General features: G+C 58.7%; 21 protein-coding genes and 1 tRNA gene. 11 read left to right on the forward strand and 11 right to left on the reverse strand.

The annotated features are described in order from the left end of the window. Nucleotides 1-23: 23 nt before the first annotated feature. A complete protein-coding gene (locus NB231_RS19910) occupies nt 24-281 on the reverse strand; it encodes a hypothetical protein (protein ID WP_040662524.1) in 258 nt (85 codons plus the stop codon). Between the two features lie 209 nt (nt 282-490). Between NB231_RS19910 and NB231_RS14745 the strand changes: the two genes are divergently transcribed. From NB231_RS14745 to NB231_RS14760, 3 genes are all read left to right on the forward strand, one after another. After that, on the forward strand, nt 491-760 hold the full coding sequence (locus tag NB231_RS14745; protein ID WP_005004396.1) for a DUF3892 domain-containing protein: 270 nt from the start codon (nt 491-493) through the stop codon (nt 758-760). A 278-nt stretch (nt 761-1,038) separates the two neighbouring features. After that, nucleotides 1,039-1,539, forward strand: a complete 501-nt coding sequence (locus NB231_RS14750; protein ID WP_005004397.1) for a DUF2280 domain-containing protein — start codon at nt 1,039-1,041, stop codon at nt 1,537-1,539. A 331-nt stretch (nt 1,540-1,870) separates the two neighbouring features. Further along, nucleotides 1,871-2,116 (forward strand): hypothetical protein, encoded by a 246-nt coding sequence (locus tag NB231_RS14760; protein WP_005004398.1) that lies wholly within the window; start codon nt 1,871-1,873, stop codon nt 2,114-2,116. Nucleotides 2,117-2,393: 277 nt separating this feature from the next. Here NB231_RS14760 and NB231_RS14765 read toward each other — a convergent pair. The 10 genes from NB231_RS14765 to ybgC all read right to left on the reverse strand — a co-directional run bounded on the left by NB231_RS14765 (nt 2,394) and on the right by ybgC (nt 9,298). Continuing rightward, nucleotides 2,394-2,469, reverse strand: a tRNA-Lys gene (locus NB231_RS14765). Nucleotides 2,470-2,519: 50 nt separating this feature from the next. Further along, entirely contained in the window at nt 2,520-3,251 is a 732-nt protein-coding gene (gene queC / locus NB231_RS14770) for a 7-cyano-7-deazaguanine synthase QueC (protein ID WP_005004399.1), read from the reverse strand. A gap of 2 nt (nt 3,252-3,253) precedes the next feature. Next, entirely contained in the window at nt 3,254-3,931 is a 678-nt protein-coding gene (queE, locus tag NB231_RS14775) for a 7-carboxy-7-deazaguanine synthase QueE (RefSeq protein ID WP_005004408.1), read from the reverse strand. Between the two features lie 40 nt (nt 3,932-3,971). After that, nucleotides 3,972-4,850, reverse strand: coding sequence for a tol-pal system protein YbgF (ybgF, locus tag NB231_RS14780; protein WP_040662530.1), 879 nt, complete (start codon nt 4,848-4,850; stop codon nt 3,972-3,974). Nucleotides 4,851-4,852: 2 nt separating this feature from the next. Continuing rightward, the gene (gene pal, locus NB231_RS14785; RefSeq protein WP_005004412.1) at nt 4,853-5,296 is read right to left on the reverse strand and encodes a peptidoglycan-associated lipoprotein Pal; all 444 of its coding nucleotides are present in this window, start codon (nt 5,294-5,296) and stop codon (nt 4,853-4,855) included. 155 nt (nt 5,297-5,451) lie between these two features. Next, nucleotides 5,452-6,744 carry a Tol-Pal system beta propeller repeat protein TolB gene (gene tolB / locus NB231_RS14790; RefSeq protein WP_332247713.1) on the reverse strand — a complete coding sequence of 431 codons (1,293 nt, stop codon included), beginning with the start codon at nt 6,742-6,744 and terminating at the stop codon, nt 5,452-5,454. Nucleotides 6,745-6,763: 19 nt separating this feature from the next. Further along, nucleotides 6,764-7,690 carry a cell envelope integrity protein TolA gene (gene tolA / locus NB231_RS14795; RefSeq protein WP_005004419.1) on the reverse strand — a complete coding sequence of 309 codons (927 nt, stop codon included), beginning with the start codon at nt 7,688-7,690 and terminating at the stop codon, nt 6,764-6,766. After that, nucleotides 7,690-8,136, reverse strand: a complete 447-nt coding sequence (gene tolR / locus NB231_RS14800; RefSeq protein ID WP_232210491.1) for a protein TolR — start codon at nt 8,134-8,136, stop codon at nt 7,690-7,692. The genes tolA and tolR overlap by 1 nt, the downstream gene beginning before the upstream one ends. Before the next feature lie 18 nt (nt 8,137-8,154). After that, entirely contained in the window at nt 8,155-8,859 is a 705-nt protein-coding gene (tolQ, locus tag NB231_RS14805) for a protein TolQ (protein ID WP_005004422.1), read from the reverse strand. Further along, on the reverse strand, nt 8,849-9,298 hold the full coding sequence (ybgC, locus tag NB231_RS14810; RefSeq protein WP_005004423.1) for a tol-pal system-associated acyl-CoA thioesterase: 450 nt from the start codon (nt 9,296-9,298) through the stop codon (nt 8,849-8,851). Before ybgC ends, tolQ begins: the two co-directional genes overlap by 11 nt. 372 nt (nt 9,299-9,670) lie before the next feature. On the opposite strand from ybgC, the gene NB231_RS14815 reads away from it, so the two are divergent. The 8 genes from NB231_RS14815 (at nt 9,671) to murU (ending at nt 18,576) form a co-directional block, all read left to right on the forward strand. After that, entirely contained in the window at nt 9,671-11,950 is a 2,280-nt protein-coding gene (locus NB231_RS14815; RefSeq protein WP_198007312.1) for an LPS-assembly protein LptD, read from the forward strand. A gap of 177 nt (nt 11,951-12,127) precedes the next feature. Continuing rightward, the gene (locus tag NB231_RS14820; protein WP_005004425.1) at nt 12,128-13,420 is read left to right on the forward strand and encodes a peptidylprolyl isomerase; all 1,293 of its coding nucleotides are present in this window, start codon (nt 12,128-12,130) and stop codon (nt 13,418-13,420) included. A gap of 6 nt (nt 13,421-13,426) precedes the next feature. After that, complete coding sequence (gene pdxA / locus NB231_RS14825; protein ID WP_005004426.1) at nt 13,427-14,458, forward strand: 4-hydroxythreonine-4-phosphate dehydrogenase PdxA; 1,032 nt, start codon at nt 13,427-13,429, stop codon at nt 14,456-14,458. Then, nucleotides 14,455-15,270, forward strand: coding sequence for a 16S rRNA (adenine(1518)-N(6)/adenine(1519)-N(6))-dimethyltransferase RsmA (gene rsmA, locus NB231_RS14830; RefSeq protein ID WP_005004427.1), 816 nt, complete (start codon nt 14,455-14,457; stop codon nt 15,268-15,270). Before pdxA ends, rsmA begins: the two co-directional genes overlap by 4 nt. A 264-nt stretch (nt 15,271-15,534) precedes the next feature. Next, entirely contained in the window at nt 15,535-15,918 is a 384-nt protein-coding gene (gene apaG, locus NB231_RS14835) for a Co2+/Mg2+ efflux protein ApaG (RefSeq protein ID WP_005004428.1), read from the forward strand. Then, nucleotides 15,881-16,798, forward strand: a complete 918-nt coding sequence (locus NB231_RS14840; protein ID WP_005004429.1) for a symmetrical bis(5'-nucleosyl)-tetraphosphatase — start codon at nt 15,881-15,883, stop codon at nt 16,796-16,798. The genes apaG and NB231_RS14840 overlap by 38 nt, the downstream gene beginning before the upstream one ends. Nucleotides 16,799-16,873: 75 nt before the next feature. Further along, the gene (locus tag NB231_RS14845; protein ID WP_005004431.1) at nt 16,874-17,896 is read left to right on the forward strand and encodes an aminoglycoside phosphotransferase family protein; all 1,023 of its coding nucleotides are present in this window, start codon (nt 16,874-16,876) and stop codon (nt 17,894-17,896) included. Continuing rightward, entirely contained in the window at nt 17,893-18,576 is a 684-nt protein-coding gene (gene murU, locus NB231_RS14850) for an N-acetylmuramate alpha-1-phosphate uridylyltransferase MurU (RefSeq protein WP_040662533.1), read from the forward strand. Before NB231_RS14845 ends, murU begins: the two co-directional genes overlap by 4 nt. Nucleotides 18,577-18,621: the final 45 nt, after the last annotated feature.

Below are 18,621 nucleotides of genomic sequence, written 5' to 3' on the forward strand. Positions count from 1 at the left end.
GTGCTCGGCGGCCAATGCACGCACTATCCGACCGGCGGCAAGCGGCACTCGCAATGGGGAAGGTCGTAAACCTGAGCACTGATCCTCGCCGATACGCGACTCCCGATCGCGGCCAACCTCGTCGAGGGGTTGAACTTGTCGCGCTTGCCGGACCCCGGATCCCGTCCGGACGCCAGCGATTGGTCGGTTCGCCTGACCCTCACCCCGGCGAGCGCGGACAGCGTCGATGCCTTTGCCGTATCGGCGGGCCCGCCCGGGACGATGGCGATGACGATGGACACATCCGGGATCGGTATAGACGTCGACGACACCGACGAGATCTTCTACGGCGCCCTAAAATGGGTATTGACGATCGGCGCCTCGCTCGGCGCCCAGCTGAGCCTGCTCGCGCAGTCACTCGACGACTCGACGCCGGGCCGGGGAGCTCACCGTCGACGGCACGCCGGACGCGCTTGTCGTCGTCGAGGGCAACATCGTCCTATTCGCCCAGGTGATCATCGTCGGGATGCGCGCGCGGCTCCGGTCCGCGGAGTATTCGAAGGGGCTGCGTCGCTTCGCGATCTTCCAGCTCGATGACCGTCGCAAGTTCCGAGCCCAGGAGCTCGCTCGGCTCATGAAGGCAGGCAAGATCGCGGTCTCTGGTTTCCACGATGTCGGCGGCGACTACGTGCGATCGGACAACGACGATTCGCTCGCCAACAACCTGCTCCAGTCCTTCAAGGACAACGAGACGCGAGAGGTCGTAGTCAAGAACCTTTGACTCGTCAGCGCGAGCACCGGCTCGTCCCTTCCGGCCGCAAGTAGACGGCGCATACTCCGCGGCAGCTCCGCGAGCAACATTCCAAACGATGGGAGGTGCGGTGACCCTGAAGAGACTCGAGATTACCCAATCGCACAGCCGCCGCTATCGGCCGTTCACGGGCCAAGCTGTACCAGACCTGTGTTAAGGAACGAATCGGATCACGATGCGTTATGGCCGAATCGGTTTCGCGGTAACACGAAGCGACGCCGGGCGGCTCGGCGAGTTGAGGTGCGCTGATGATCAAGCGAGCTAAACGGGTGGCCAACAAGCTGACCGAGACCCAAAAAGAACATCTCGTACAGCGACTAGCGTGTTTCGAGTCGCCCAAGGAGGCGGCCGATGCGCTCAACGCAGAGCATGGCGTTAGGATCTCGCCGCAGGGCGCCGAGCGCTACGATCCGACTAAGCGCGCCGAGTTCCTCGCTAACCTCAAGGCCATCCCCGAGGCCAACAAGGCCGTGCGCATCCGCCAGTTGGCGCATGCCTCCCGGGCGTTCAAGGCCAAGGGCAACTACCGCGATATGGCCGACATGCTCGAGCGGATCGCCAAGGAGGTCGGTGACGTGTATTCAAACCGCCGTGAGGTCACCGGTCGCGGCGGCGGTCCGCTGCGGGCGGACTATAGCGATCTGACCGACGAACAGCTCAATGCCCGGATCGTCCAACTCCTCGGGATCACCGGGTTGCCCGTGCTCGACGAGGAGAAGGGAAGTAGCACTGGTCGCGGCCTCAATTGAGGAGTCGCGGATCGCGAGCCCGTTCGCAGCGAAGCACGACCGCCAAGCATGCAGCTAGCAGCAGGTCATCCTTAGCGGCGTTGCTCGCGGAAGCCGGGCGGGAAGTGGTGAACGTGATCGAGCGTCAAGCTGCGTACTATGACCCGGCTATGAGCTAACCTTCGCCAATTTTCGCCACCAATCGCCAAATGTTCGCCACGCCGAAAGCCAAGCGTACCAACGGTTTTCGCCGGATTCGCCGCTTTCGCCATCCCTGGACGCCAACGGTGCTGCCCGCTCCCAATCCTGCGCGCCTGCTATCCTGCCCGTTACAAGGTAACAGGAGATTGCCATGGGCATGAGCACAGCGGAGCGGCAACGCGCTTACCGGAGGCGGCATTTGAGGGATGGTGCGGACGAGCGATTAAGCATGGTAGTACCCGTGCAGGTAAAGCGGCGCCTCGAACGGCTGGCTCGCCATCGCGGGGTTAGCCAGCGCGTCATGCTAGCAGTGGCGTTAGCGAGCCTGGAGCAGGAGATACTGAATGGAATGGATGACACGTCGGCGTTTTACGACAGCGCAGGAGGGTCGCTCTAATGGAAAGCCATCCACGAGCGTGCCCGGGACATGACTGCCGTCATGGAGTGTCGGTTTTGCGTGGCGTCGGATGCGGGAACGTTTCTCTACAGAAGCGGATGGCGCGGGAGGAAGCACGGGAACGGCTGGCCGAACCGGCCTCATAGGAACGCCGAAGTCGCTGGGGGCGACGGACTAAAGGTAGATTTGGAAGGTTAAAAGCGAGTTATGCCTCTACATAGTCTCTACATGAGAGGAGGGCGGCTACCGAGAGAATTACTTAAGTATTTGTTTTATCTGGTGGGCCGTCTAGGATTCGAACCTAGGACCAGCGGATTAAAAGTCCGATGCTCTACCAGCTGAGCTAACGGCCCATCGCGAAAAGGAGACTAATAGTACCGAACAAGCCCGCTGTTAACAATCATTAGCTCTTTTCTTCCGGCGATGGTGATGTGTCGGAAACCGAAACGCCGGGTTGATAGCGGGTGGGGTCGGGCATTCCGGCTTGCCGAAAACCCTTGGCGCGATAATAACAGGCATCACAGCGACCGCAGGCACGGCCGATTTGATCGGCATTGTAGCAGGACACGGTGATTGAGTAGTCCACCCCGAGTCGGGCGCCGCACTGGATGATTTCGGCTTTGGTGAGCTGGATTAGGGGGGTGCTTATATGGTAGCAGCTTCTGTCTTCTGCCGACGATTTAGTGGCGAGATTTGCCATGTGCTCGAAAGCCGTAATGAACTCGGGGCGGCAGTCTGGATAGCCGGAGTAGTCGATGGCGTTGACGCCGATAAAGATATCATGCGCTTGCAATACCTCCGCATAAGCGAGGGCATAGGCCAAAAAGATGGTGTTGCGAGCGGGGACATAGGTCGCTGGTATGCCTTTGCTCGGGGGTTTTGGTAGCGGGGAAGCGACATCGGTAAGGGCCGATCCGCCTAGGTCATCGAGCCCAATTCGCAAAACTCGGTGCTCTGCCACACTCATGGCCTTGGCAATCGCTGTACCGGCCGAGAGTTCGGACGCATGGCGTTGGCCGTAGTCGAAAGAAAGAGCGAAGCAGCAAAAGCCTTGGGCTTGGGCAATGGCAAGTGTTGTGGTGGAGTCGAGGCCACCGGAGAGCAACACGACGGCCCGTGGGTGGCGCTCGTTCATGCTCAGCGCCCCGGCTGATCGCCCCAGAGGTATTTATGAAGCTGGATCTGCAGCCGCACGTTGAGGTGGTCGGCGAGTATCCAGTCGGCTAACAGCCGCGACGAGAGTTCACCATAGCTCGCGGAGAAAAAAACCGTCCACCGCTCACCGAGCTTCAGTTCACTCACCTTGGTGCGTGCCCAATCATAATCCTGCCGGTTGCAGATAACGAATTTCAACTCATCGTGTGGTCGCAGATAGTTTAGGTTTTCCCAACGGTTGCGCCGCTCTTCCCCAGAACCGGGGGTCTTGAGATCCATCACCTTGATGACCCGGGGGTCGACTGCTTGCACATCGAGAGCGCCGCTGGTCTCGAGTGAGACCCGATAGCCTCGGTCACACAGCGAGCTCAGCAAAGTTAGACAGCCTCTCTGAGCCAGCGGCTCGCCGCCGGTGACCGTGACGAATTTTGCCGCGTGTTCTCCAACCCGATCGAGAATTCGTATGATGCTCATTTTCTCGCCGCCGTGAAAGGCGTAGGCCGTGTCACAGTAATGGCAGCGAAGGGGGCAGCCCGTAAGGCGCACGAATACCGTAGGGGCACCGACAGTGCCTGCCTCACCCTGTAGGGAATAGAAGATCTCGGTCACACGGAGCGCTTCCGGCCGTGGCCGCATGGCTACGCTCGGCATAGCGCCCATTATACACGCTCCTTATTCGGTGAGTCGGCAGTGCGGACGCCTATTGCCGTTCATTGCCGATAAGCCGTAAGCGCTGCTGCGCCAGGTTCGCAGCGGTTGAGTTCGGGTAGCGCTGGATAACCTTGCCGAGCGTTTTTCGGGCTCGATCGAGTTTGCCTTGCTCGTGTTGTATGAAGCCGATCTTGAGCTGCGCACCGGGCCGCTTGCCACTGTGGGGAAAATCGTCCAGCACCTTTTGGAACTGCTGCATGGCCTGATCAAAGTGCCGTTCCACGTAGTAGGATTCACCTAACCAGTAACGTGCATTATCAGCATATTGGCTATCGGGATAATGGTGTAGAAACTCGTGGAATTCCTGCTGTGAACGTGCATATCGACCGTCTCTAAGTGTATTGAAGGCTCGCTCGTAAGCCGTTTGCTCTTCGCTAGAGTCAATCGTGTTGCCGTTTTGTCCCCTTGTTTGGTTGCCGTCGGCTGGCTGGTTCTTCTTCTGCTGCGCGTCTCCGTTTGGGGTCACGCCGTGGTCGGGGGCTCCCTCGGTTGGGGGGGGCTTATCTCCATGCGCTCGTTTGGGCGCTTTTGCAGCAGACGAGTTCGATTCCCTTTTCGAGGACGGATCGGGGCCACTTTGTTCCAGTTCGCGCAAGCGGCTATCCACATCCGAGTAGATGTCGCGCTGGCGCCCTTTAATCTCCTGGAATTGGCGTTGCATCCGTTCAATCTCGCCGCGCAGATCTTGCACTTGCTGGTGCAGGGCTTCCATCTGATTAGCCATTTCACCTAGCGCGGCACTATCGAGTTTATGCTCGACAAGCGTCAACCTTTCATCAAGGCTTTGCGCGAAGCTTGTACCAGCCGTTACCAGCAATACGATAAAAGTACTGCCGGCACACCAAGAGCGTCTGGTTGAACTGTTCATAACTATTGGCGATACACGATCAAGGCGCGGCGGTTCTTGGTCAAGGCTGCTTCAGTGTGCCCCGGATCCAACGGTTTTTCCTCTCCATAGCTCACGGTGCTTATTTGTTCCTTGGCCGCTCCGTTGAGTTCGAGAATTCGCTGCACCGCTTTGGCGCGGCGCTCGCCCAAAGCCAGATTGTATTCACGGGAACCACGCTCGTCAGTATGGCCTTCGATGGTCACTTGGTTTTCAGGGTGAGTGGAGAGATATTCGCCATGAGCCTTGAGGATGGGCATGTACTCCGACTTGACGACATTGCTGTCGAAATCGAAGTAGATGACCCGTTTAGCAAGCGGGCTGGCTGGATCCTGCAACTCCGTGCCCTTGAAGGGTTGGGCGCCTTGAGCACCCCTGGTCGCGATACCCGATCCGTCAGTGGCGGATGCGCCACCCCGTTCGCTCATGGGGGGTCCCCCTATAGCCTGCTCGTTATCTGTGGTGGCACAGCCACTCAGTATGAGCAACAAAACCAAGAATGGAGCAGCCATCTGGAATTTTAACCGGCACATTATCTTCTCCTTTGATTGTGCTTCAGAGCGATCCAGGCATGCGATTCGGCTCACAAAGGTGACCACGTGGGCTCCTGCACAGCGTTGTTGAATACCCCCAGACGCTCATGGGCCCGGCCGTAAATGGAAACTGTCGCTAATTCGGATTTGCCACCGAGCACACTGCTGTACAACAACGTAGCGCCGTTCGGTGCAAAGCTCGGCGACTCATCAAGTGGCCCATCCGTTAGTACACGCGTCAGCCGAGTCTGTAGGTCCAATACGGCGATCTTGAACTTGCCATCCTCGCGGTGCACCAGCGCCAGCAGTCGACCATCAGGTGAGAGTGTAGGGCGGGCATTATAGCTTCCCTCGAAAGTCAATCGCTCGGCTTTGCCCCCAGCGCTTGGAAGCCGATAGATTTGCGGGCTGCCGCCCCGATCCGATGTGAAAATGATTTGCTGGCCGTTCGGCGTCCATACCGGCTCGGTGTCTATGCTCGAATTGTGGGTGATTTGCCGTAGGCTTTCGCTCGCAAGATCCAGAATATAAATTTCCGGGTTACCGTCTTTGGAGAGCGTCAGCGCCAACCGGTTGCCCTGTGGAGACCAGGCTGGGGCGCTGTTGATGCCATTGAACGAAGCCACCGTGCGGCGTTTGCCGCTGGCCACTTCTTGGACATAGACTTCGGAGCGCCCATTTTCGAACGATACGTAACCAATCCGCTGCCGATCCGGTGACCAGGCCGGTGACATGATGGGGGCTTTGGAGGTTAAAATAACCTGTGGATTATGGCCATCGGCATCGGCAACGATGAGCTTGTGAACCGGCTGGTCGGCGTTGCGCTCGATTTCCACGTAGGCGATCTGAGTGTTGAAGCCCCCAGGGCGGCCGAACAGGCTTTGAAAAATGATATCGCTGATGGTATGCCCCAAAGTGCGCAGCGCATCGGGCCGCACGCGATAGCGTTTGCCCGTCAACCGGTTCGCCTTGTAAACATCCAGTAGCTCGAAGCTTACCTGATAGCCGTGATAGCCGCTATCCGGGTCTGATGCCAGAGCGCCCACCACTAAATTGTCGACCCCGAGCACTCGCCAGTTCTGGAAATTCACCTCTTCCAGCGTGGCGGGGTGGGCGATGAGATCCTTTCGAGGCAGCGGTTGCAACAGTCCCGTTCGGTAGAGATCATCCCGAATGATGGTGATCATTTCTTCGGGCGGGGCCGGGACACCGTTTTCGACCCGGAAGGGGACAAGGGCGATCGGTAAAGCGCCTTCGGCTCCCCCCGTGATCTGTATGGTCAGCTGCGCCGGCACTTGGGTGGATACCAATAGCATTAGCAAACCGAGGACAAGTGTCCGCATGAGCTTCATGAAGCGATACCTAGGAGCTTGGTTGAAATTCGAAACTGAGGTCACGAAACGCGGCGGCGATGGCGGGATCGTTTGGCACGGGAAGCGGTGAGGCTTTGCGCACGGCGGTTTCAGCAGAGTGATCGAATGCGGTGTTGCCACTCGATTGCACCACCCGCGCATCCAATACGATGCCGCCCGCGCCCATGCGCACGTGGATGACACAGGACAGCCCACGTGGGATACCAACGGGGCGTAGCCAGTTTTGTGTTACGTTGCGCTGTATCGCCGGAATATAATCGTTCTTAGCCGCGGCCACCTTGCGGGCATGCGCACGGGCGGCGGCCTCCTCAGCCAGCTTGCGTTCCAAGGCCGCCTCACGGCGCTGCGTTTCTCTCTGTTTTTCGCGGGCAAGCCGTTGCTGCTCAGCCTTGCGTTCGGCCTCGGCTGCGGCCTCTTGGGCTTTTTTCTGCTCCTGGCGGCGCCGCTCTTCTGCCTGTGCCTCGGTTTTAGCCTGCTGCTTACGCTGCTCGGCCAATTGCTGTTCTGTTCTCGCGCGCTGTGCTTTGAGCTTGGCGAGCCGCTGCTGTTCGGCCTCATGCTGCGCCGCCAGCGATTGCTGTCGCTGTTGGAGTTGCTCGCGTTGTTTCTCGAGTTCGGTCAGTGCGCGCTGCTTCTGCGTGCGCTGCTGCTCAAGCTGGCGAGTCTGTTCCTCCAACTGCGCCATTTTCTGCGTTTTGCTGCTTTGTTGCTTCTGGTTTTGAGCCTGCATACGTTGGATTTCTGTCTGTACCGCCTGTTCGTCAATCGCAACCGCCTGAATGGCTTGCGAGCTAGGTATCGGTGTGGGGGGGGGCGTGGGCGAGAAGGAGAAGCTTAGAATCAACAACAACAGCACGATGGCATGCACTGCCAGGGAACAGCCGACATAGAGCCAAGTGCGCGCGTGGTTGCCCATTAGCGCTCCATGGGGGGATGCGTCATGAGCCCGACCCGAGCGACTCCGGCTTGCTGCAATTGGGCCATCATTACCACGATTTTGCCGTATGCCACCTGCTTATCGCCGCGGATTAGAACCTGGGTTTTAGGTCGTTGGCGCATAACGGCGGCGACCTTCGTCAGCATGCTCATGGCGGTCAGTGCGGCCTTGGGGTTCTCACCGATGTTGAGGTAGTAGTTGCCGTCTCGATCCAGCCCAACGATGAGCGGCTCATCTTGTTGAGGTGGTATCGGTTCGGCGTTGGCTTGTGGCAGATTCACCTTCACCCCTTGGTAGAGCAAGGGGGCCGTGACCATGAAAATGACCAGCAATACGAGAGAGACGTCGATATAGGGTACGACGTTAATCTCGGCCAATACGCGGCGGCGATAACGCCGCGGGTTCACTGCAGTCGAACCTCGCACCCGGCGACCTCCTCAAATTTACTCCGCCGGTGCGGCTTTAGTGGCCAGGGGCGGGCTATGCACATGGCGTTGCAGAATGCTTGCGAACTCCTCCATGAAGATCTCGTAGTGATTGGTGAGCCGCTCAATCTGGCTCGCGTAGCGATTGTAGGCGATCACGGCGGGGATCGCGGCGAAAAGTCCCATCGCTGTTGCCACTAGAGCCTCGGCTATACCGGGCGCGACGGTGGTGAGCGTTGCCTGTTGCATGTTACCGAGGGCAAGAAATGCGTTCATGATGCCCCATACAGTACCAAACAGGCCGATATAAGGGCTGGTAGAGCCAACCGTGGCGAGGAATGGGACATAGCTTTCAAGGATATCGATTTCGCGTTGCAGAGATACGCGCATAGCCCGATGAGATGCATCCACGACGGATTCGGGATTACTACCTTGTTTACGCATGCGGGTAAACTCGCGGAAGCCAGCCCGAAATATACGCTCCAATCCTCCCGCTTGCTCATGGGGCTGACTCACTTGGGCGTAGATCTCCGCAAGGTTGCCCCCGGACCAGAAACGATCTTCGAATGCATTCGCTCCGCTTTGCGCCTGGCCGATTGTCTGCCATTTTCGGAAGATCAAGGTCCAAGAACTGATCGATGCGCCAAGCAGAATCAGCAAAACAAACTGCACGATGAGGCTTGCATTTAGGACCAAACCGGCTATGGAAAGGTCAGCCGACATTGATTAGCTCCGCAACGATGGCGCTGGGTACGGGGCGTGGCCGGAGATTCTGACTGTCGACACAGACGATCTCGATATCCGCCCGACATAAAACCGCCTTCTCTCCACTACCACTTTGCACTTGCCGGATATGTTGCGCGAAACGCAAGCCGGCGCGGCGGTGGTGGACTGCCCAAGTGTCGACAGCCAGCTGATCGTTGAAGAAGGCGGGCTTTTGGAACTCGATTCGCACAGATCGGACCGTGAACAAAACGCCGAATTCACGGCGCAGCCAGTCCTGTTCAAAGCCAAGGGCCCGCAGCCACTCGGTGCGCGCCCGCTCCATGAACCTGAGGTAGCTGGTGTGGTATACCACACCGCCACTGTCGGTATCCTCATAGTAGACCCGAACCAACCATTGAAACACGCCGTCTCCACCGGGTACAGCCACGTCGTTCATGTTTTGTATCCGCGTTCGCGCCATCATTTTAAAAAAACCGAGCCAATGTAGCCATCCGATTGTATCCGGGCAAGCTGTACGATTTGTGACTCCGTGGCGGCTGGCTTGGCATATCCCGCAACGCATTGATGTTTTTATTGAAAAAGCAGTGCGGCCCGGCATTCAAATGATGGATGCAATGGTGATTAATGCAGTGGAGCCCGACGCCTGCCTGACTACCCGGGTCGTTTGGCCTCGTCATGTTGCAGCACAACGCACGATCCTGGCGCGCCGGGCGGTTCGTGCGGAAGCCGCAACTGTACGCAGAGCAGTCACCTGCCGTTGCAGGCCCATGCGAGCTATGCGATGGTTAGGCCCCGCGGAGAGGACAGCGTGACATCTGCCAAGCTATCGCGATATTTGACGACCCTAGCTTTGTCCGGTTTGTTCCTGTTCGGGAAAGTCGTGCCAGCCCGTCCACCGAGTGGGCATTGGGGGCTGTGCGGTGGGCCATTGACGCCACCGCCGCTTGGCGACCCAAGTCTTCGCAACGCACCGAATACCGCGCTGCATATCGAAGCCGACACGGCTCGCCATGACGTCCGCAGCGGCGAGTATACTTTGTTTGGCCGGTCGGTGATCACCCGGGCCGATCAGCGTCTCAAAGCCGATCGCATGCATTACAATGCGCAGACTGGGCGCGTCGATGCCGAGGGCGACGTCTATTATCAGCAATCCGGTGCGACCGTTGCGGGCGAGCGCGGGCACTTCAATCTCAACACCAATTCCGGTGAATTCACTCAGTTGCGTTACCGAATCGAAGAAGGGCATATGCATGGTGATGCCACCCGCGCAGAAATAGAGAATCCGGATCGCACGAACTACCAAAACGCCCGTTTCAGCACTTGTCGGCCCGGCGCGGAGGATTGGTGGCTGCACAGCGGCTCACTCACCATTGACGAGGCTGAGCATCGGGGTACTGCACGCAATGTCTGGCTCAGCTTCCATGGCATACCATTCGCTTATGCGCCGTACTTGAGCTTTCCGGTGGGAGAAAAGCGCAAAACCGGTTTTCTGATGCCGGCCATCGGCAGCTCCAGCCAGGGGGGGTTGCAGTTCGGAGTACCCTGGTATTGGAATATCGCGCCCAATTACGACGCCACCTTCACTCCGACGGTCTTCGCCGAGCGTGGTCTACGGTTCGGCACCGAATTTCGCTACCTATTGCCAAGCGCGAACGGGCGCAGCCAATTTGATTTTCTACCCAACGATAGGGCGGCCGGTAAAAACCGCTGGCTGCTCGATCTCGACCATGCGCTGCATGCCGGTCGCCACTTGCAGGCTCACCTCGATGTAAACCGTGTCAGCGACAAGCAATACCTCAACGATTTCAGTACCAATCTGCAACAAAGCTCCAACGTCGCGCTACCCAGCCGCGCCGATGCGAGCCTGAATTTCCGCGACTGGAGCGTAAGCGTGCAAGCACAAAGTTGGCAGCCGATCGCGCAGAACTTGGCGCCACGTAATGAGCCGTTTTCGACCGTGCCGAGTATTCGCATTGGTTATTCCCCCAGCTTGACAGGGCTGCCAGTGCGGTTTCGGCTCGCAACGGAGGCGGTGCGTTTCCAACACTCCGAGTCGGACGTGCTCGATACCGGCTCCCGTATTGATGTCATGCCTCGGCTCAGCGTGCCGTTTAGAACACTTGGTTATTTTATCGAACCCGCCATCGCCTACCGTTATACGGCTTATCGCCTCGATCGACCGGATCCGACATTGCCAGATCGCCCATCACGGGGGCTGCCGATTTACAGTGTAGATAGTGGGCTGTTTCTGGAGCGCGAGCTCAAGCTGTTCGGCAACGCTCTTACCCATACCCTGGAGCCGAGGCTGTATTATCTATATGTGGCCAGGGATAACCAGGATGATTTGCCGGTGTTCGAAACGGCACAGGCCACGTTTACCTTCTCGCAGCTCTTCGAGACAAACCGTTTCACGGGTCCCGACCGGATGGGCGACGCCAACCAACTTACCGCAGCCCTGAGCAGCCGAGTGCTCTCGGCTGCTTCCGGCTTCGAGTACCTGCGCTTTTCCATAGGCCAGATCTTCTATTTCGATGACCGCACCGTCACACTACCGGGAATGGCCGAAGAATCGGCGCACAGTTCGGATTACATCACGGAACTGCGCACCGGGGTGCCGGGGCTAATGAACGCGTGGGTGGATTATCGCTGGAATCCTGGCGGGACGGACAACCAAAGGCTAACTTCCCAGCTTCAATTTCTGGGAGGGAATGGGCGCGTGCTCAATCTCGCCTACCGCCTTCAAAAAAACAATGGCCAAAGAGTTCTTTCAGAGGCGGAAGGCAGTGTTGCTTTTCCAGTCGGGACAAACTGGCAAGTCGTCGGTGGCTGGAATTATTCGTTCCTGAACGGCCAAACCCAGGAACGTTTTGCCGGCCTGGAGTTCAACAGTTGCTGTTATGCGGTTCGTGGGTTGTTTCGGCAGTTCCAGGCAAACCGCAGCCGTGGTTCCAGGCAGCGGCAAATCGGGTCCGCGCAGCTGCAAACCGGATATTTACTGCAGTTCGAACTCAAAGGGCTGGGGGCGTTGGGCGATGAGGTTCCGAAGTTCCTTCGTAAGGCCATCCCGGGCTTCCGCTCCTCATCTTGAGCCGATAATCTTAATATCCAGTTGTTGCTGAAAAATGTGTGGAATTTCGTGGTGCGGCCGTCGTTGTCTGCTTAATCAGGCGAATGAATTCATCCATTGACTGCGAACCGCTACTGCAGAGTAGTAGAGGCATTTACTCTCAGTGTCCGTAAAGTGTTCCCCGGAGAAATCGTGCCGATGAAGACACGCGTGCGCTCGCTCATAATATTCCTCGCCCTGGTCGTGTTCATCGAGGCGCAGACTCCCCTCCTGGCGGCGCAAGTTCTCGATCGTATCGTTGCAGTTGTCAATGATAGTGTAGTGCTGCAGTCCGAGCTCAAAGAAGAGCTTATCATCGTACGCCAACAGTTGCAGCGCCAGGACATGCAACTACCGGATCCCCGAAACTTGCAACACCAAGTGCTCGAACAGCTCATCCTGAAAAAACTGCAGCTGGATGCCGCCTCCCGCACCGGAATTTCCGTAGATGACGCTACTTTGGATGCCGCCGTACGCCGTGTCGCGGAGCAGAATCAGATGACGCTCTCACAGTTCAGGGATGCGCTAGCGGCCGAGGCGATCGGCTGGGAAGACTTTCGTGACAAGCTGCGCGACCAGATCATCATTTCTCGATTGCGACACCAGGTGATGCAGAGCCGAATTAACGTCACTCCGCAGGAGATCGCCCAGTTCGTAGCTCAGCAACGTGGTGGACAGTCTGCTGAGTATCATTTGGGGCATATCTTGGTTGCTTTGCCGGATGCCGCCTCACCGCAAACCATCGCCCAAGCCCGCGACAAGGCCGAGCGTATCCATCGGCAGTTGGAGCAGGAGGCGAGTTTCGAGACTTTAGCGGCGTCTTACTCCGATAGCCAAACAGCCCTGCAAGGGGGTGATCTCGGTTGGCGCAAGCAAGGCGAGCTACCCACCCTCATAGCCGAGCTGATCAGCGGGTTGCCGGTGGGCAAGGTTACCCCGGTGCTGCGCAGCCCAAGTGGTTTTCATATCTTCAAGCTGCTCGCTCGGCGCGAGGGCGAACGCCATATCATTACGCAAACCCACGCCCGGCATATTCTGATCGAGACGAATGCTGTCGTAAGCGACCGGGACGCGCGCCGCCGCCTTGAATCCCTGCGCAAGCGAATCGAAAATGGAGACTCCTTTGCGGCGCTCGCCAAGGCGCACTCGGACGACTCGACCTCCGCGTTTCAAGGCGGTGACCTCGGTTGGGTCGACCCCGGCCGTATGGTTGCCACCTTCGAGCAGGTCATGGACAGTCTGCAACCGGACGAAATCAGCCAGCCGTTCCATACCCGCTATGGATGGCACATCGTGCAGGTCTTGAATCGACGCAAGCAAGATACCACGGAGGCCTATCGCCGAGAGCAAGCCGCTCAGCAGATTCAAAACCGCAAGCTGCAGGATGAGACCCAGCTGTGGTTACGACAGCTCCGCGAAGAGGCCTACGTCGATCTCCGGCTGCAGAGCTAATCAACCATGGCGCTGGACCAACGCGACCGCTGCCCCCGCATTGCATTGACTACTGGTGAGCCGGCGGGAATCGGACCGGATCTCACTGCGATGCTCGCCCAGCAGCCGCCGCCGGCTTGCCAGCTGGTAGCGGTAGGAGATTCGACGCTACTCAGCGAGCGGGCGAAGGCGATTGGTCTGTGTTTGGAGACCCGGATTTTTCGGCCCGATGGCGTGGTGACAGATCGCCAAGGCCAGATCAGCGTGCTGCCGGTCAAGCTGCGCTCTGCAGTAACACCGGGACAGCTTGCCCCAGCCAATGCCCACTATGTACTGGAGACACTCGAGCGTGCTGGCCGTGGCTGCCTGGAGGGCCTCTTTGACGCGGTGGTTACGGCGCCGGTTCATAAAGGCATCATCAACCGGGCGGGTGTGCCATTTAGCGGCCATACGGAGTTTTTTGCCGAGCTGACCGGGGCGATCCAGCCGGTGATGCTGCTGATGGCGGGGCGACTGCGTGTGGCGCTGGTCACCACTCATCTGCCCCTACGAGAGGTGGGGGATGCGATCACCGACTCGCATCTGGAGCGGGTTGCCCGTATCCTGGAGCGGGAATTGCGTATTCGCTTTGGCATCGACAGACCACGCATTTTGGTAGCCGGCCTCAATCCGCACGCGGGCGAGCACGGTTATCTAGGGCGCGAGGAGATCGAGGTCATTCAGCCGGTGTTGGCGCGCTTGCGCGCGGAGGGTTTGGATTTCGAAGGGCCGTTGCCCGCGGATACGCTGTTCACGCCGCGGCGTCTCGAGGCGGCCGATGCCGTGCTTGCAATGTATCATGATCAGGGTTTGCCCGTGCTCAAATATGCCGGCTTTGGGCGCGCCGTGAACCTTACCTTGGGGCTGCCGATCGTGCGCACCTCGGTGGATCATGGCACTGCACTCGATTTGGCGGGCACTGGCCGGGCAGAGGAGGGCAGCCTGCGCGAGGCGGTACGCATCGCCAGTGAACTGGCTCGGCTTCACCGCACCGCCCAACCTTACCATTCGTTCCCATGAGTCAGCATCGCGCGCGCCGGCGTTTCGGGCAGAATTTCTTGCATGACCCAAGTATCCTGCATCGGATGGTCGACTCGATCGATCCGCGCCCAGGACAATGTTGCATCGAGATCGGTTCAGGCTTGGGTGCGCTTACTCGACCGCTGCTGGAGCGCGCGCGCGCGCTGGTGGCCATCGAACTCGACCGCGATTTGATCGAACCCTTGCGGCGTTGCTGCGATGGTGCTGGAGAGCTCGAAATTATCCAGGCCGATGCGCTCGGCTTGGATTTTGCCTGCTTTCGTCAGGGTCCGGAAAAGCTGCGAGTGATCGGTAATCTCCCTTACAATATTGCCACGCCATTACTGTTTCATGTCACTGGCTTCGCGGAGCATCTGGAGGATGCCCACTTTCTGCTGCAAAAAGAGGTGGTGGAGCGAATGGCAGCCGGTGCCGGTCAGGCCAGCTATGGCCGGCTCTCGGTCATGATTCAATACCGTTGTCGGGTCGAGCCGCTGTTCGACGTCTTGCCCAACGCGTTTCGTCCCGTTCCCAAAGTGACCTCTAGTTGGGTTCGCCTAACCCCCCTGTCCAGGCCACCCCGCGGGACATGGGATGATGAGCCCCGTTTGGCTGAGGTCGTAGCACGTGCATTCGGCCAGCGGCGCAAAACTCTGCGCAACGCTCTGCGGGGAATGATCTCGGAGCAGCAGATCAAAGCGGCCGGCATCGAGCCTTCGGCCCGCGCCGAAACGATCGACCTCGATCATTATCTGCGGTTGGCCGAAGTGATGGCTAAGCGCAGCCCGGGAAATACGCCCCTAAGAGCATAGCGACTTAGATGTTTGAATCAAAAGCTTCTCTTCCTACGTATGCGAGATTCAGCGGCAATCGAAAGCCCCGTGCGAGGCCCTCAATCCAACAGATTCGGAGTAATCAAGCGCGCAGGTCACCGGCGGGACGATTCTAAGTACTACGATGAGGCGATTTAACTTGCCAGGCGCATCACATAATGAGAAACCTGAGCGGTTTTCGCTGCCTGCGTGCAACGCTAATATTGGCTATTTCGTGCAAACTTTGACGAAGGTGGTGATTTTGTGACCGATCGGGGGCGCTATGCTGTGGACGTTAAAGTGGATGCCGTCTATCTGCCGACGCAGTCCAATCCGACGGAGCGACGTTATGCCTTTGCATACACGGTGATTATCCGTAATACGGGTGTTGTGGATGTAACGCTGCTCAGTCGCCATTGGGTCATTACGGATGCCGAGGGTAGAGTGCGCGAGGTGCGGGGCGAGGGCGTGATCGGCCAGCAACCCCTGATTGCCCCAGGGGAGAGTTTTAAATATACCAGCGGCACTGTAATTGAAACCCCGGTGGGCACTATGCATGGTAGCTATCGCCTGCAGGCCTCGGATGGGGTCGAGTTCGACGCCGCAATCGATGCATTCCGCCTGGCCGATCCTCGCACTGTGCATTGAGCGGTTCGCGGGTTTACATAAAGAGTGCCAGGAGCAATTGCAAGTGGCTGTCTACGCCATCGGGGATATTCAAGGATGCTATGAATCCTTGCGTGCTTTGCTCGATCGCATCGACTTCCAAAGCGCACGTGATCGGCTCTGGTTCACCGGGGATCTGGTAAACAGAGGGCCCCAATCCCTGGAGGTGTTGCGCTATATCTACTCATTGGGAGAGCGGGCCCAAGTGGTGCTCGGTAATCATGACCTGCATTTGCTTTCCGTATGGGCTGGCCCCGGGGAAATTAAACAAGGCGACAATCTTCGCTCTGTTCTAGAAGCACCTGATAGTGAGGAGCTCATGCAATGGCTGCGGCATCAGCCACTGCTCTATGAAGAGCCCGGCTCTCCTTACGTTTTGGTGCATGCCGGCATTCTCCCATCCTGGACGTTGGGCGAGGCGCGGTCGTGCGCACGTGAGCTCGAGACCGCGCTGAAGGGGCCCGATCTCGGCGATTTCTTCCGGCATATCTATGGCGATCGACCGGCCCGTTGGCATGATAGCTTGCGGGGTTGGGACCGATTGCGCTTCATTACCAATGCCTTTACTCGTATGCGCTATTGTGCTGCCGACGGAGCGCTGCTGTTCGACTATAAAGGCGCTCCCGAAACCGCGCCCAGTGGCTACTACCCATGGTTCGCCATCCCAGATCGCCGTTTTCGACAGCAAGCGATAACCGTGATCTGCGGCCACTGGTCGACTTTGGGGCTGCGGCGTGAGGCTGGGTTGCTGGCGATCGATACCGGCTGTCTCTGGGGGGGGCAATTGACGGCCGCCCGCTTGGACGGCGAGCCACAGCTCATATCCATGCCCTGCCGCGTCCGCATGAAACCCGGCCGATAAAGGGGCGGATTATCGGATGATTGCATTGCTTGCGTACAGCACGCACTGTTGTTTGCCAGTTGCACGGTGATACGGATGGGCACGACAGGATCGGGACCGGTTGCAGACGAGCGACTTGTTAGACTAAAGCAATGGCTTGCTCACGATCTGGGGCTGCGGCTGCGGTCACTCGAACCGATCGCCAACGATGCCAGCTTCCGGCGCTATTTTCGGGTGCATTTGGCAAAGACGACGTATATCGCCATGGATGCGCCGCCGGCCCATGAGGATTGTCACGCCTTCGTGGCGGTGGCGAAGTTGCTCCGCGAGGCAGGTATCAACGCTCCAGCCGTTTTGGAGCAAGAGCGTGTGCAAGGGTTTTTGTTGCTCGCCGATCTGGGGCGGGAGAGCTATCTCGACGCAATCGCCTACAATGATGCCGACGCGCTGTTCACGGATGCAATCGATGCGCTGATTCGCTGGCAGCTGGCGAGCGAACCGGGGCGGTTGCCTTCCTACAGTCGGGATCTGCTGCAACGGGAGCTGGATCTATTCCCGGACTGGTACCTCGCTCGGCATTTGGGGTTGGAACTCAGCGCCACGGAGCGGGATGGCTGGCAAGAGGTCTGCGCTCGACTTATCGACAGTGCACTTGAACAAGCGAGCGTATATGTGCATCGCGATTACATGGTGCGCAATCTGATGTACTGTGAGCCCAATCCCGGGGTCATCGATTTCCAGGACGCTGTCTATGGACCGGTAACCTACGATATCGCTTCGCTGCTGCGGGATGCCTTCATCTCCTGGGAACCGAGGTTGGAGACACGGTGGCTGCGCTATTATGCTACTCGCGCGCGCCTTGAGGGGGTTCCGATAGCGGTCGACGACGATGAGTTCGTGCGGCAGTTGGACTGGATGGGCGTACAGCGTCATCTAAAGGTCATCGGTATTTTCGCCCGTCTGTACTACCGCGACGGCAAGTCCCGTTATCTGGCTGAGGCGCCGCGCTTTTTTGACTACGTGCGCACGGTGGCTGCACGTTACTCGGAACTTGGTGCGTTGCTGAAGCTGCTCGATGGCCTGCAGCAGCGGCAGGGCTCGCAAAAGCCGCGGCTGTGAGAGCCATGATTTTGGCCGCCGGCCGGGGCGTGCGTATGCGTCCGCTAACCGATCGCCTCCCCAAACCGATGCTAGCGGTCGCCGGCCGGCCTTTGATCGACTACCAGCTGACGGCGCTTGCGCGCGCCGGTGTGGACACGGTGGTGGTCAACGTAGCTTGGCTGAGTACAAAACTCGTCCACTACCTTGGCGATGGCGCGCGCTGGGGAATTGAGATCCGGATTTCGGATGAGGGCGAGAGCGCATTGGAAACCGGTGGCGGCATACAGCGTGCGCTGCCGTTGCTCGGCGCCGATTCTTTTTGGGTCGTGAACGGGGATATTTGGAGCGATTTCCCGTTGCAGGATTTGCCGACCGAGCCGACTGCTTTGGCGCACCTGATTCTAGTGGATAATCCGCCGCACCACCCACACGGCGACTTCGCGCTGCTCGGAGACCGCGTAGTCGAGCCGCCTTGCACTCGGCGTTTGACCTTTGCCGGCATCGGCTGTTACCGACGCGAGCTGTTCGATCGGGCTTGCGCCGGGGCTTTTCGCTTGGCGCCGTTGCTACGCCAGGCCGCTGCACGGGGTCAGGTGAGCGCCGCGCATTATCGAGGTCGATGGCGGGATGCCGGTACCCCGGAGCGACTTGCGAGTTTGGACGCCGAGCTTCGCGCGTCTCGGCCAGGACGGCGCTGAAGTTGCCGGAGCAAGGCATGCGGCGTGCCCCACCCTCCGTATGGA

Origin of the sequence: Nitrococcus mobilis Nb-231, from assembly GCF_000153205.1 — a bacterium.
GTDB lineage: Bacteria > Pseudomonadota > Gammaproteobacteria > Nitrococcales > Nitrococcaceae > Nitrococcus > Nitrococcus mobilis.